General features: G+C 42.7%; 17 protein-coding genes. 9 read left to right on the top strand and 8 right to left on the bottom strand.

Annotated elements, in window-relative coordinates:
- The first annotated feature begins 200 nt into the window (after positions 1-200).
- The 4 genes from SLH55_RS14555 (at position 201) to SLH55_RS14540 (ending at position 5,520) form a co-directional block, all read left to right on the top strand.
- The gene (locus tag SLH55_RS14555) at positions 201-2,252 is read left to right on the top strand and encodes a catalase (RefSeq protein WP_320323802.1); all 2,052 of its coding nucleotides are present in this window, start codon (positions 201-203) and stop codon (positions 2,250-2,252) included.
- A gap of 195 nt (positions 2,253-2,447) precedes the next feature.
- On the top strand, positions 2,448-2,606 hold the full coding sequence (locus tag SLH55_RS14550) for a hypothetical protein (protein WP_219165616.1): 159 nt from the start codon (positions 2,448-2,450) through the stop codon (positions 2,604-2,606).
- 88 nt (positions 2,607-2,694) lie between these two features.
- Positions 2,695-3,111, top strand: a complete 417-nt coding sequence (locus SLH55_RS14545) for a hypothetical protein (RefSeq protein ID WP_219165615.1) — start codon at positions 2,695-2,697, stop codon at positions 3,109-3,111.
- A 273-nt stretch (positions 3,112-3,384) separates the two neighbouring features.
- A complete protein-coding gene (locus SLH55_RS14540) occupies positions 3,385-5,520 on the top strand; it encodes an ATP-dependent Clp protease ATP-binding subunit (protein WP_219165614.1) in 2,136 nt (711 codons plus the stop codon).
- Between the two features lie 143 nt (positions 5,521-5,663).
- On the opposite strand, the gene SLH55_RS14535 is transcribed toward SLH55_RS14540, so the two are convergent.
- Both SLH55_RS14535 and SLH55_RS14530 read right to left on the bottom strand, forming a co-directional pair.
- A complete protein-coding gene (locus SLH55_RS14535) occupies positions 5,664-6,176 on the bottom strand; it encodes a CBO0543 family protein (protein ID WP_219165613.1) in 513 nt (170 codons plus the stop codon).
- A gap of 114 nt (positions 6,177-6,290) precedes the next feature.
- Positions 6,291-7,055, bottom strand: coding sequence for a Cof-type HAD-IIB family hydrolase (locus SLH55_RS14530; RefSeq protein WP_308807536.1), 765 nt, complete (start codon positions 7,053-7,055; stop codon positions 6,291-6,293).
- Between the two features lie 111 nt (positions 7,056-7,166).
- Between SLH55_RS14530 and SLH55_RS14525 the strand changes: the two genes are divergently transcribed.
- Positions 7,167-7,502 carry an MGMT family protein gene (locus tag SLH55_RS14525; RefSeq protein WP_219165629.1) on the top strand — a complete coding sequence of 112 codons (336 nt, stop codon included), beginning with the start codon at positions 7,167-7,169 and terminating at the stop codon, positions 7,500-7,502.
- On the opposite strand, the gene SLH55_RS14520 is transcribed toward SLH55_RS14525, so the two are convergent.
- The 3 genes from SLH55_RS14520 to SLH55_RS14510 form a co-directional block, all read right to left on the bottom strand.
- The gene (locus SLH55_RS14520) at positions 7,480-7,662 is read right to left on the bottom strand and encodes an amino acid transporter (protein WP_320323801.1); all 183 of its coding nucleotides are present in this window, start codon (positions 7,660-7,662) and stop codon (positions 7,480-7,482) included. The two genes, SLH55_RS14525 and SLH55_RS14520, sit on opposite strands and share 23 nt — an antisense overlap.
- A 68-nt stretch (positions 7,663-7,730) precedes the next feature.
- Positions 7,731-9,353, bottom strand: a complete 1,623-nt coding sequence (locus tag SLH55_RS14515) for an ABC1 kinase family protein (RefSeq protein WP_320323800.1) — start codon at positions 9,351-9,353, stop codon at positions 7,731-7,733.
- Between the two features lie 210 nt (positions 9,354-9,563).
- Positions 9,564-10,070 carry a helix-turn-helix domain-containing protein gene (locus tag SLH55_RS14510; protein ID WP_320323799.1) on the bottom strand — a complete coding sequence of 169 codons (507 nt, stop codon included), beginning with the start codon at positions 10,068-10,070 and terminating at the stop codon, positions 9,564-9,566.
- A gap of 96 nt (positions 10,071-10,166) precedes the next feature.
- Between SLH55_RS14510 and SLH55_RS14505 the strand changes: the two genes are divergently transcribed.
- Both SLH55_RS14505 and SLH55_RS14500 read left to right on the top strand, forming a co-directional pair.
- Positions 10,167-10,508 (top strand): VOC family protein, encoded by a 342-nt coding sequence (locus SLH55_RS14505; RefSeq protein WP_320323798.1) that lies wholly within the window; start codon positions 10,167-10,169, stop codon positions 10,506-10,508.
- Between the two features lie 369 nt (positions 10,509-10,877).
- Entirely contained in the window at positions 10,878-11,378 is a 501-nt protein-coding gene (locus SLH55_RS14500) for a DoxX family protein (protein WP_320323797.1), read from the top strand.
- 78 nt (positions 11,379-11,456) lie between these two features.
- Here the strand turns inward: SLH55_RS14500 and SLH55_RS14495 are convergent, their stop codons facing one another.
- The 3 genes from SLH55_RS14495 to SLH55_RS14485 form a co-directional block, all read right to left on the bottom strand.
- The gene (locus SLH55_RS14495; protein WP_413787097.1) at positions 11,457-11,711 is read right to left on the bottom strand and encodes a YfhD family protein; all 255 of its coding nucleotides are present in this window, start codon (positions 11,709-11,711) and stop codon (positions 11,457-11,459) included.
- A 30-nt stretch (positions 11,712-11,741) separates the two neighbouring features.
- Positions 11,742-11,867, bottom strand: coding sequence for a YfhE family protein (locus SLH55_RS14490; RefSeq protein ID WP_079531092.1), 126 nt, complete (start codon positions 11,865-11,867; stop codon positions 11,742-11,744).
- A 71-nt stretch (positions 11,868-11,938) separates the two neighbouring features.
- On the bottom strand, positions 11,939-12,844 hold the full coding sequence (locus SLH55_RS14485; RefSeq protein ID WP_320323796.1) for a TIGR01777 family oxidoreductase: 906 nt from the start codon (positions 12,842-12,844) through the stop codon (positions 11,939-11,941).
- 88 nt (positions 12,845-12,932) lie between these two features.
- On the opposite strand from SLH55_RS14485, the gene recX reads away from it, so the two are divergent.
- Together recX and SLH55_RS14475 are read left to right on the top strand one after the other, a co-directional pair.
- Positions 12,933-13,739 carry a recombination regulator RecX gene (gene recX / locus SLH55_RS14480; RefSeq protein WP_320323795.1) on the top strand — a complete coding sequence of 269 codons (807 nt, stop codon included), beginning with the start codon at positions 12,933-12,935 and terminating at the stop codon, positions 13,737-13,739.
- Between the two features lie 40 nt (positions 13,740-13,779).
- Entirely contained in the window at positions 13,780-14,193 is a 414-nt protein-coding gene (locus SLH55_RS14475) for a hypothetical protein (protein WP_320323794.1), read from the top strand.
- Positions 14,194-14,206: the final 13 nt, after the last annotated feature.

Raw genomic sequence — 14,206 nt, 5'->3', positions numbered from 1 at the left:
ATCACCTCTTTTTACGTAACAAAACATTGTTACGTTAATTTACATCCAGTTTAACAGAACAATGTTACGCGGTAAAGTATTTTTTTGAAGCTTTGTATTTATCCGCATGTATTGCATGTTTAAATCATCCCATCAAGGGTACAAATGAAACAGAATGTTTTACATAGTAAACATTAATTTAGATGGAGAGGGATGAAAGAATGGGAGACGATCGTCATACGAAAGTGAATGGCAGCAGTAAGGATGAACAGCTTGAACAGTATCGCGTGGAAGATGAAGGGAAGCATCTTACAACCAATCAAGGGTTGAAGGTATCCGAGGATGAGTTCTCGCTGAAAGCCGGAGACCGCGGTCCTACGTTAATGGAGGATTTCCACTTCCGTGAAAAGATGACTCACTTCGACCATGAGCGTATTCCTGAACGGATTGTCCATGCCCGGGGGTTTGCGGCTCACGGGGAATTCGAACTCTATGACTCTATGAAAGAATATACACGTGCCAAATTCCTGCAGGACACCACAAAGAAGACACCGGTATTCGTCCGTTTTTCTACTGTGGCAGGCTCAAAAGGTTCTGCGGAGACGGTAAGGGATGCACGTGGATTTGCCACGAAGTTTTATACCGAAGAAGGGAATTATGACCTTGTCGGCAACAACATCCCTGTTTTCTTTATACAGGATGCAATCAAATTCCCGGATTTGATCCACGCAGTGAAGCCGGAGCCACACAATGAAATGCCCCAGGCTGCTTCTGCCCATGATACGTTTTGGGACTTTGTAGCGAACAACCAGGAATCTGCACATATGGTCATGTGGGCCATGTCCGATCGGGCAATTCCGCGAAGCCTGCGTATGATGGAAGGCTTCGGAGTTCACACATTCCGCTTGGTTAACGGGGAAGGCAAGGCACATTTCGTGAAATTCCACTGGAAACCGGTACTTGGGACACATTCCCTTGTATGGGATGAGGCACAGAAAATCAATGGGAAGGACCCAGATTTCCATCGCAGGGACCTGTGGGAATCCATTGAAAACGGGGACTATCCTGAATATGAGCTTGGTGTTCAACTCATTCCGGAAGAAGATGAATTTAACTTTGACTTTGATGTCCTTGATCCGACCAAGCTGTGGCCGGAGGAAGAGGTCCCTGTGAAGATCGTCGGGAAAATGACCCTCAATCGCAATGTGGATAATGTATTCGCAGAAACGGAGCAGGCGGCGTTTCATCCGGGATCTGTCGTGCCAGGTATCGATTTCTCCAATGACCCATTATTACAGGGCCGCTTATTTTCCTATACCGATACACAATTGATCCGCCTTGGAGGACCAAACTTCCACGAGCTTCCTATTAATAGACCGGTGTGTCCTTTCCACAATAATCAGCGTGACGGATACGGTCGACATACAATCAATAAAGGGCAGGTAAGCTATCATAACAACTCACTTGCTCACAATACACCAGCTCCTGCTTCCAAAGAAGACGGTGGATACACCCACTACCAGGAAAAAATGGAAGGGCGTAAAGTACGTGCGAGAAGTGAAAGCTTTAAAGATCATTTCTCACAAGCCACCATGTTCTGGAACAGCATGAGTGCCCCTGAGAAAGAGCATATTATTCAAGCTTTCAGTTTTGAACTTGGGAAGGTGAAGAGTAAATCGGTGCAGAAACAGGTCGTTGACATGTTTGCAAATGTAAGCAGGGAGCTGGCAAAAGGATTTGCCGAAGCGATCAATGTAGAAGTCCCTGATGGTGAAGAATCCAAGGTGACTAAATCTTCGAAAGCCCTTAGCCAGGAAAATACAATCAAGAAACCTGCTACTAGAAAAGTGGGAGTAATCGTAGGAAACGGCTATAAAGGGGAAGAAGTGGACATGGTCCTTACTTCCCTTAAAGAAGAAGGGATTCAGCCTGAGGTCATCAGTGACAAGCTGGGGATTCGAAAAGGCGACAATGGTTCAGAGCTGGAAGTGGACCATACGTTCCTAACGGGAGAATCGGTTTTATTTGATAGCCTTTACATTATAGGCGGGGAGGACGTAGATAAGAAATTCTCTCAAGATACGGCCTACTTTGTAAAAGAAGCGTATTCTCATTATAAGCCAATCGGAGCCACACATGAAGGGATCCATTGGCTGGATGAAGCCGGTGTTGGCGGTTCCGGTGTAGTAACTGGGGATAATATGAAGGAATTCGTCCAGGAATTCATAACAGCGATTGCCGCTCATCGCCATTGGGATCGCGAATTGGTATAAAATAATAGTAAGAGTTTAATTCTCTAGTATATTCATTAACATGCTAGGCCTGGTCTTTCAGGTCTAGCATTTTTTTTGGATAAAATAGCCCTTTTTATTATCAAATAGACGATTATATCATTCGAATCTAGCAATCTATACATAAGATACCATGTAGAGTGCTTTACAAGTACTGAATAAGTGAGGTGATGATGGATGGGTGCGAGTCATTCTCATAGCGAATTTGATTTTTACAGTTTGCTTTTGGTGTTGTTAATTGTGGCTTTTCTAGTACTACTTGCGATTAATCCTCTAGCAGCATTGATTGTAGGAATTGCAATTCTCGTTCTGCTTGCGGTAGGTGCCATTAGCTAAACCAGGATTTAAAACATTCCTTGAACATGGGCAGCCATATTCAAGGAATAGTATTACATCGAATGATAAAGAATTGGAGGGGAAAACAATGAGTGAGAAAAATAATCCACTTGAGGGGATCATGGATTTGATCAACCAATACACAAAAGAAGATGCAAGTAAGCTTGACCTTAATTCGGTAAAAGATCAATTAAGTTCATTATTAAATAATGATCAATTAAAAGGTCTGTTGAATTCGGGTTCTGGAGGGAAGGGTTCCCTGGATGCACTAGGATCACTTGGAAGCATGGGAAATATGGCGAACGTGATGAACGTCCTGCCAATGGTTGAAAAGGTGGTGAAACAACGTATGTCTAATAAACAATCAGATTGCTCTAAGCATCGTGACAACGATATTAAAGAACTTCTTAAAGACATTTTGGATGAGTTAAAGAAGATTAAGAAATGTACCTGCCATAAGCAGAAACATTGTTGTCATAAAGATAACTGGGAACATTGGTATTAAGAGAGCTGGCATGAATGCCGGCTTTTTTTTTGTACCAATAAATCAATTAATTGAATTCTATTCTAAAATGTCCTACACTCTTCTTCAACACTCAATCACAAGCTCGTTTATGTAAAAATTCCCATAAGCAAAAACATTGAAAGTCAAAGAAGGTCAAAGTATACTATTTATAAGGTCAAAGAAAGTCAAAGTCAAACTTGATAAATTTGACCTTTCTAATTCAACTAATAATGAAAATGAATTTATAGATAAGACTACAGGAGGTCATGTTTCATGAAATGCCAAGTATGTCATCACAATCAAGCATCAGTTGAAGTGTATACGCAAGTGAATGGTAAGAAGTCCAGTATGAAAATGTGTTCAGCTTGCTTTAAAAAGCAGCAGACACCTTCTGGCATGAGCGGAGGGTTTCCGTTTGATGAGTTGTTTAAAGGCATAAGCATGGGTGGAAATCAGAATGATGGGTTCCAAAACCATCATCAGCAAGCTACTCCCGAAACCAGGGGTGGCCATGGAGGTAACGGCATTCTTGATCAATTCGGCCGAAATGTCACAGGCGCTGCCAAAGCAGGCTTGATCGATCCAGTCATTGGCAGGAATAAAGAAGTGAATCGTGTCATCGAAATCCTGAATCGCCGAAACAAGAACAATCCGGTTCTGATTGGGGAGCCTGGTGTAGGGAAAACCGCCATTGCAGAAGGATTGGCACGTAAAATTGTAGCTGGGGATGTACCATCCAAGTTATTGAATAAAGAAGTATATGTGATGGATGTTGCTTCTTTGACAGCGGGTACAGGCGTCCGTGGATCATTTGAGGAGCGGTTGAAAGCCATCATCAGTGAATTGCAAAACCGTGAAAACGTCATGCTGTTCATAGATGAAATCCATCAATTAGTCGGAGCCGGTTCCGCCGAAGGTTCAATGGATGCAGGGAACATTTTAAAGCCTGCCCTGGCCCGTGGAGAGCTGCAGGTGATTGGGGCTACTACGCTCAAGGAATATCGTCAAATTGAGAAGGATGCGGCCCTTGAACGCCGATTTCAACCGGTCATGGTCAATGAACCGACTCCAGAAGAAGCAATCGACATACTTAAGGGTCTAAAAGATAGATATGAAGACTATCACGGGGTGACATTTACAGATGAGGCCATCGAAGCTTGTGTGAAACTTTCACATCGCTATATCCAAGACAGGTTCCTGCCGGATAAAGCCATTGATTTAATGGATGAGGCAGGTTCAAAAGTCAACCTTCTATCAGAGGGCAAAGACAAAACGGCGATCCACAAAAAATTACATGATGTACGAATAAAAAAAGAACAGGCAACAAAGGATGAGAACTATGAGCAGGCAGCGATTCTCCGGGATCAGGAAACGGAACTGGAGAAGCAACTTGGACAGGAATCTACTGATTCAGCAGCTGTTGTAGAAAAAGAATTAATCCAGACCATCATCGAAGGCAAAACGGGTATACCGGTAGGAAAACTCCAAAGTGATGATCGTAAGCGAATGAAATCACTGGAAGAAAATCTGGCTCATAAAGTGATCGGCCAGGAAGAAGCAGTGAAGAAAGTGGCAAAAGCCATACGCCGCAGCCGTGCAGGATTGAAAGCGAAGCATCGTCCAATAGGTACATTCCTATTCGTCGGACCGACGGGTGTAGGGAAGACAGAGTTAACAAAAACACTCGCAGAAGAATTATTTGGATCTAAAGATTCCATGCTTCGGTTGGATATGAGTGAGTATATGGAGAAACATTCAGTATCTAAACTGATCGGTTCCCCTCCAGGATATGTTGGACATGAAGAATCCGGTCAACTGACGGAGAAGGTTAGAAGAAATCCGTATTCCATCATTCTTCTGGATGAAATTGAAAAAGCACATCCTGATGTGCAGCATATGTTCCTGCAGATTCTTGAAGACGGGCGTCTTACGGATAGTCAGGGTAGAACGGTCAGCTTCAAGGAGACCGTGATCATCATGACAAGTAACGCAGGCGTCACGGATAAGAAGGCCGCTGTAGTCGGTTTCGATACTGGCGGCACAGATGCCATTAAAGAAACGAATATTCTTCAATCATTGGGTGCCTACTTTAAACCGGAATTCCTTAACCGTTTCGACAGTATCATTGAATTTAAGACTCTTGAAAAAGAAGAGCTCTTAGAAATCCTTGATTTAATGCTGGAGGAGTTGCAGGTTGAACTTAAGGAGCAGGGGATTACGCTGACCATCGACGGTGAAGCGAAGCATAAGCTCGTTGAACTGGGATATCACCAGGAATTTGGTGCACGACCATTACGGCGCGTCATTCAGGAGAGAGTAGAAGATAAGATAGCCGACTTCTTACTGGATGAAGAAGGTGTAACGGAGCTTTTAGTCTCAGTTGAAAATAATGAGATTATCGTGAAATAAAATGTAAAAGAAGCATCCTCCAGGGTGCTTCTTTTTTTCATTCTTTCCTTTTTAAAATGGCGATATAAATAGCCATGATTAAATAAACGCCTAAAACCAATATAATAAATAGAGGAGTAGAAAAGGAAGACATTTAAACACCCTCACTTTAAATCTTGTAAAGATGGATGGAAAAGGAATAATAGAATGGCAATGATAGGCAAGGAAATTATGATGGCAAGTAAAGGCTTCTTGTGATGCAAACCCAAGATGGAAAACATGATGATATTAAACACAGCGGACCACCCTAAATTCCAGCCATTCTCATACAGAAACAGACCTTTTTTATGAAACAGGTATTCCAGAAACGTGAAATAGGTTATCCAGCAGGTAAGGTAAATCCATTTCTTTTTTCCGTATGGATAATAACGGAGAAAGATCATGATTACAACAGGAATGATGAAAAAGGTGAAGACGAGGTCGATCAGAGTATGGTTTAGCCATTCCACCGTAACAGCTTTGTACTTCCATAAAGTATGATTATAAAAGATCACATTATATGTAAGATTACAGATAATATAATATTGAACCGTTGGATAATACTCTTTCCAGCGTTTCCAATCAATAAAGAGCTTAGCAAAAATCAGATAAACAACCACTACCAGTAATAGATACATGTCGGATACAATCCTTGTTTTTGTATTCAGTATGTACCTAATGTAATTATAATAGACACGGTGGAAAGTGAAAGTGCCTGATTCGCATTGAATCAGGCACAGTAATGAAAATGGTTATTCCATATCAGCAAGCACTTTATCGATCGCTTGGGCCACGCCATGATCGGTATTTATACCCGTTACCCAATCGGCTGCTTCTTTTACCATTTCCTGAGCGTTGCCCATGGCCACACCGAAACCGGCTTCACGTATCATGGCAATGTCATTCATACTGTCTCCGACCGCCATGACTTGTTCCATGGAAAGATCCAGCCATTTACATACTTTCACTAATGCCGCGGCTTTATTGACACCCGCCGGATTAATTTCAATATTCGTCGGGGATGAATTCGTAATCTCGAGTGCTTCATTTTTCACGAGTTCGTCCATCATGACTTTACGGACATCATCATCCTGTATATCAAAGCCAAACTTCAGCCAATTATAGGTTTCTATGTCCTGATCAAAAGGCTTCTTACTATTGAACAGCCCTTGAGAGGTAGAGGACCAGAAGTAGACATCATGCTCTTCTTTCAACGCCCAAAGCTGCTTCACAAGGTCGATATCCAAGGGGATGCTGTCTACGAGGTTGTATTCATGATCGTAGATTTCCCCACCATTCACAGTCACAAGATAAGATGAACGTCCAAGTTCGTCTGAGATATCCCGGCATGTGAAGAGGGAGCGTCCGGTACTTAACACGACATGAATACCTTTCTCCTTCGCACGTTGAATGGCTTGTTCGTTCTCAGGAGATACCTCTCCTTCATGGTTGACGAGAGTCCCGTCCATATCCAGTGCAATCAGTTTAATATCCATTTCATCATCACGTCCTTTTATTCTTTCATATACAGTTTAATATAAAGGAAGCAAATCTTCTAGGAACCTGACTTATGAAGGCAGTATAATAGGGGGAGTGGATGATTGAGAGTGAAAGAGGAGGTGACGAGCATGGAGCCGTTTACCGAAAGAGCCGTGAAAATAATAAAGAGGATACCTCCCGGAAAGGTCATGACGTACGGACAAATCGCTGCGCATGCGGGCAGTCCGAGGGCGGCAAGGCAGATCGTCCGCATCCTCCATTCTATGAGTGGAAAGTACAATCTGCCCTGGCACAGGGTGCTGAATAGTAAAGGGGAAATCGGGTTTCGTGATGAGGAGCAGAGGATGACCCAAAAACTATCGTTGGAAGCAGAAGGAATTCATTTTATAGGGGATAACCGGATTGATCTGGAGGAATTTCAGCATCAGCCCGAAATTAGTGCTAATCAAGTAAGGTCAGAATAATGAACAATAAAGATGCAAGGGCCGTAAATCCAATCATTGCATACCCGATGATCCGGATTCCGAGTGGAAGGCTGCTCATTTCTGGCTTACTCATGGGTGTGCCTTCGATCTTGGACATATGATCGGTCACATCATTAAACGATTCTTTACGATTTGTCATAGTATCCCTCCTGTTTGTATTTTGCCGTAAAAAGGTAACCATATTATTCATAGGTTACCTTTTTACATTTAATGCAGTTGCCCATTCTTCAATTTCTTCAGCCAGGCTCTTTCTCTTATAGCAGTCATCCAATACAAAGCGGAACCGAATACGGCAAGTCCAAAGCTTCCCTGCCAGGTGAACTCCAATTCCAAGCCAAGTCCTGCAAACCCGCCGATGATTCCGGCCAGTAGAAGAATGTAAGCATGCTTCTTTTGGCTCTCGAACAGAGTGAACTGAAATTCATTTAGCTGATGGCGGTCCTTTTGTTCCAGTGCTCTTTCTGGTACGTCCAACAGCTGCCGTACTTTTTGAACAGTCTGAAAGAGAGGCTGTGAACCCACCCATTTCATGAGGAGCTCCCATTTGTTGGTGTTGCCATCCTTCACCCAATCTAAAAAAGCCGGTTTAACGACATCAAGGGTTTCTTCATCCGGACTCAGCGTATGGACAAGCCCCTCGATGGTTGCAAATGATCGACCCAAGAAGATAAAGCGGGTCGGTACCTGAACAGGGAGTGATTTCACCATGTCGTTGATTTCCTTTTTAACTGAAATCATATCCATCTGCTTGAACTGCTCCATATCAAGTGTGACAAATTCCTTCAGCACAGGCTCAATCGTCTTCGGACTTGCGTTTGGGAGCAGGAAGCCCAATTGAGACAGCGCCTCAGAGGCTTTCCGGAAATTCTTTAATAGGACACCTTCCAGAAGATCTTGAAAATGTGCAGAATCTCTTTTCGAAATTTCCCCGATCATTCCAAAGTCCAATAAAACAAATGAACCATCAGGCTGAAGCAGTATATTTCCTGCATGGGGATCGGCATGAAAGATCCCAGGCTCTAGCCACTGAGGGAGAAAGAGGCGGAATAAATCCTGTGCTAGCTTTTGTCCGTCAAGTCCATAACCTTTCATCGCTTCTTTATCATTCAATCGGACACCATCAATCCACTCCATTACAAGCACTTTATCCGTGCAAAGGTCAGGATACATCGCAGGGATTTTCACATTGGATTGATCCTTGAACCGTTGTTTAAAGGAAATGGCGGTACTCATTTCCTTAGAAAAATCCAGCTCCTGTTCAATCACCTGCTTTAATTCCCTATAAAGCATCTTGAAATCAATGAACCCTTTCGGCATGGGAGCGAAATGCCGTGCGAACCAAATGATGATGGAAAGAGTACGGAAATCAGTCTTGACGAGTGTCGGGATTTCAGGGCGCTGCACTTTGATGGCTACTTGTGTGCCATCAAGCAGTCTTGCTTTATACACTTCGCCAATGGAGGCAGATGCAACGGCATCTTTGTCTATGTCCATGACCTTCGAGGAAATGGAGGTGCCCCATTCACGTTCAAGAACCGTTTGTATTTCCTCCCACGTTGATGGAGGTACATGATCAACCAAATCTTGAATTTGACTGATAAAGCCTTTGGGGAGCAAATCTTCCCGGATACTGAGAAGTTGCCCGACTTTAATTAACACCCCGTTCAGTTCGAACAGGGTATCTTTGAACTCCTTACCGATTCGTTCCCACAGTTTCTCCTTCTCCCATTGGGACTTACCCCGTAGTCGGTACCAGTAGACCCTTACGACGATGGATAAGGCAAGGGACAGGACTTTCCACATTCTCCAAAGCTTGTTCTCTGATTTCATAATTTTATCCTCCGTAATCGGGAACTTTTATCTCTATTATGTAATACGGATTTGAAATAGGAAAGTTTCGAGTATAAACAGACTATAAGTGATTTTTATTGTGAAATTTCTTTGATTCGTGTGTTGTCAGGATAGATGAAAGAAGCAGGGGAGGTACAGGGATGAAAGTAAGGATTTAAGGATGTGAAAGAGGCTGGGCCCCTTTCACAGCTATGTTTGAAAAAGCCATTCTATTAGTTCTCTTCCTTGGTCTAGATCGATCTTTTCATATTCAATGGCCGCCAGGATAGAGCGCCAGGATGGAAGTACAATGAATTTCAGGCCCTCAATGCTTCCTTCAAGAAGCTGTAGAACAAATTCTTCGATTTTATCGGCTGCGTGTAGATTTTCTTCACATAATAACCGCCCGACTCTTAGCTTTATTGTAGCATCGAGTCCTGTTACTAAAGCTGTTTTAAGTTTATTGACAGGATCACTGACAGTATCCGCCGCACCTTCCATCCTGTCAATAATCCGCTGCTCGACATCTTGTCTGATTACTGAATATAACTGTGCTTTTGAACCAAAATGGTGATAAATGACACCGGTCGTCATGTTCGCCTCCTTCGCTAAATCCTTTATATTGACTCCTTCATACCCTTTCTCTTTAAATTGTTCCAGTGCTAATCTGATAATTGTTTCCTTTTTACTTCCTGGTACAGGTATCCAATTTTTCATATTTGGATTATACCATATTGACAAGGGTTTGTAACTAAGTTACGTTATACATAACCAAGTTATGTTTTGGTAAAAATATCAATTGAGGTGGAGTATATGAAGCTGGCTTTTCTATGTCATCCTGTAACAGATTTAAAGAAATCTCTCAATTATTATCGTGATACGTTAGGATTTGAAGAGGCATGGAGGGAGGGGGACCATACAATTGCCCTTAAACTGCCGGGAACGGATGTTCAATTAATGATTGAAAATGACGAGGCGGATTTAGGACCAGGCGGAATTTTCATCGTCGACAGCGTAGATGGTTATTTTGAACAATACAAGGAAAAGCTTCATTTCATTAAAACACCAAGTGATATTCCTCCAGGAAGGTATGCTATATTCCAAGATGAGAGTGAGAATTTGATCCGGATCATTGATTTGAGTCGCGAGGGATAATAGAAAAGGTTATCTGGTGGTCAAATTTAATATCAGGCAAATTCACGTTAGTTAATATAGATCGATTGATGAGTAACCGAAAATCCTCCTGTTCAGCTGCTGATTTCTACATGAAATTCAGCAGCTAAACTACGAGTAAGCCACCTCACAATAAAAATCATTTCAGCACAAGATAAACTGATATTGACACCTTTGTGAACGCAGCAAAAGCCTATTGTATTTAGGTTGATGTGGAGGTATATTATAGATGTAAAGCAAATGTGAAACATTTCACAATCATTCATTCATCACCTGACATCAGGTTCTTCAATCCGACATAACATGTGAATTGTTTCACAAAAAAACATTACCATAAGGAGATGATCAATCATGAGATGGTGGGAAAATCAAAAGGTGAGTGTGGTTTGGACAATGTTGAGAATTTGGTTGGGCGTTCAGTGGCTGGAGGCAGGATGGCATAAGGTGAATGACGGGTTTGATGCACGTGGTTTCCTGCAAGGGGCAATGACAAAAGCAACTGGTGAACATCCAGCAGTTCAAGGCTGGTATGCAGAGTTTCTGAACGGATTTGCACTACCAAACGTTGAGCTGTTCAATGTTCTGATTCCGTGGGGTGAGATATTGGTGGGAGTGGGCTTGGTTGTGGGATTCATGACCTTACCAGCTCTGATTGCAGGGGCATTCATGAACCTTAACTTTTTATTGGCGGGAACTGTGAGCACGAATCCAGTCCTGTATACAGCGGCCATCATTCTTCTTTTTGCAGGTAGAGGGGCATACTATTGGGGAGCTGATCACTGGATCATGCCATACATGAAGCAATTGATTCACCATAATGAAAAGAAAAACAAAAAGCCGATTGTGGTTTGAGAGAGTAACATAAGAAGGGACCCGTGCTTTCACAGCAGGGGTCCCTTTTTACCTGAATTTTCAACTAACGGGATTGCACTATTGGTTTTTCTTCACTCGCGCACGCTGATTGGCAGCATTTGCACGGGCTTGCGCTTCCATGTCAGCCTGGTCGGCAAGTTCTCGTGAGAACTCTTCGTCAACACCATTAGATTTGAGCTGAGCGGGTGTTTGTGGCAGGCTGTTTTTATTTCCTCTTTTACTATGTCCGCGTGATCTTCCCAATATCAACATCCCCTTTTCGCTAAAAAATAAAGGCACAGGCTTGTAACCTGTACCTTTATCTTTCTTCAAAGTAGGGGTTTTTAGTTAGGAAATAATTGACTATCTATGGGCTTTGGAACTGAATCCGCCTGCACGGTCGGCTGCTTTGAACTCCCTTGAGTACGTCACTTCCTGAGCGCTAGATAAAACTGACTTGTTCTTGTCTTTCTTTTTCTTATTATCCATTCGTATGTACATCCCTTCTTTTCAAGATTAGTTCTATTTTTGCCGTGAAAAGGAAGGGACATACCTCTTACTTATCGATATATTTCCATCAGGGCACTCTTTAATTCAGGGTATTTGAATTTGAAGCCATGTTCTGAGAGGACACTTGGGAGAACTTTTTGTCCTTCCAGCACAAGTGAACTCATTTCCCCCATCGCGACTTTTAAAGCGAATGATGGGACCGGTATCCAGTGTGGCCTGCCCATAACGGATCCGAGTGTCTTTCCGAATTCTTTCATGGTGACTGGGGAAGGAGCGGTGACATTAACCGGTCCTGCGATCCCCTCCGTTTCAGCAACAAAATGCAGGGCTCTCGCGATGTCTTTAATATGAACCCATGACATCCACTGTTCACCTGAACCGACCGTGCCTCCGACAAACATTTTATAAGGAAGCGCAATACGGGGAAGGGCACCTTCGTCTTTACCGAGGATGATGCCAAATCGTGTATATGCTACGCGAATACCCAATTGTTTGGCCTTGGCCGCTTCCTTTTCCCATATTTGCACGGTTTCCCCAAGGAAATTGTCTGCCGTTTCCGTCGAGGCTTCTGTATACGTATTCGTCTTTGAAGAAGGATAATAGCCGATTGCGCTCGCATTGATTAGGCATGCAGGCTTTTCTTTCAGGGCCTTTATAATATTGATTACTTCCCCAGTCGAGGTGATCCGGCTATTGATGATGCGCTTCTTGCGTTCATCGGTCCAGCGTCCGCTGTTGATGGATTCGCCTGCAAGGTTGATAAATGCATGGATTCCTTCAAGGGTCTCTTCGGGTCTTGCTCCATCAGACAGCCATTTCACATATTTCACGCCTGGACGTGCCTCATGTTTATCCGGATTACGTGTAAGAATCAGTATTTCATGTTCTTGTGAGAGAAGTTCCTCCGTCAGTGCCTGGCCGACAAAACCTGTTCCACCTGTAATGGCGATCTTCATCTTCATCCCTCCAGTTATATTATTATTTTACCTATCTTCAGAATAAAAAACATGTTGGATGTGTTAGGATTATGGTGAGGTGGAAAAAATGGGTAAGATTACGAAAATAACGAAACAAGTGAAGAATGATGAGCGTTACAATTTATTTATAGATGGGAAATATGCCTTCAGTGTAGATGAAGCGGTCCTTGCAAAGTTTCAGCTTAGAAAAGGCCTTGAGGTGGATGAGCTGGAGATTTCAGAGCTTCAATACGAAGACGATGTGAAAAAAGCATTTAACAAAGCGATTCAGTATCTGGCCTATCGGATGAGGACGGAAAAAGAAATCCGCGATCATTTGCAGGAAGGGGACCCGGAAGATGGAATCATACAGGAAGTGATCCATAAATTGAATGAGATTAAATACATCAATGATTTGGAATTCGCCCATGCGTTTGTCGGGACACAGATGAATACAGCTGACAAAGGACCTGTATGGATACGAGGTGAATTAAGGAGAAAAGGGGTAGGTGACTCACATATTGAAGAGGCACTTGCTGCTTTCACACAAGAAAAGCAGGTAGATAAAGCCGTCGCTTTAACAGAAAAGCTCCTTCATAAATATCGAAAAGACTCCAAGATGATCGCCAAGCAAAAGATCGAGCAAAATATGATGAGAAAAGGATATCCTGGCTCGGTCATGAAAATCGTGTGGGAGACAGTCGAATCCGAAAGGGATGACGATGAGAGATGGGATGCGGTTTATCATCAGGGATTAAAGGCTCACAGAAAACTTAGTACAAAATATGATGGATATGAATATGTACAAAAGATGAAACAAACGTTGTATCGAAAAGGGTTTTCCATGGAAGATATCGAAAGGCTGCTGGATGAATTAAAAGAAAATGAAGGGTGATCTTTTTCAGCATTAAAAGGTTGTGGAAAGGGGTAGTTCAGTGGAGATAGTTGCTCTTTTGTTCGTTATTGTCACGCTGCCACTTATCATTAGAACTAGTAGAAAATTCAAGATATACGCTGGTGGAATAGTAATTGGTACAGCCCTTATATTTCTTATCGGTGAATTGACGATTAAAGTGCGAACGGACTTCTTTTCAATAGGCAGGCAGGAGTGGCATAACCAGGGGTTCGCTGAAGATATGGGGAAATGGGTCGTGCCATTCTTCCTTCTCGGAGTCGCAATCTTCTTGATCCTGGTCAATATCAGGATGATACAGCAGTTTCTAAAACGGAAAGATGGCATCCGGTGGGTATGGATCGCCTTTGTCGTGGTCATTGATGTATTTGCATTGTTTTTAGTTCCTATGCTTTTATTTTTTGTGGCCTTTATGTTTTTTCCTTTTGCTCCTTAAAATCAAGGCAGCT

The organism is Rossellomorea sp. YZS02 (assembly GCF_033963925.1).
In the GTDB taxonomy this organism is placed as follows: domain Bacteria; phylum Bacillota; class Bacilli; order Bacillales; family Bacillaceae_B; genus Rossellomorea.
The sequence above is the reverse complement of the archived record's forward strand: the minus strand, read 5'-3'. Positions and strand labels throughout refer to the sequence as shown.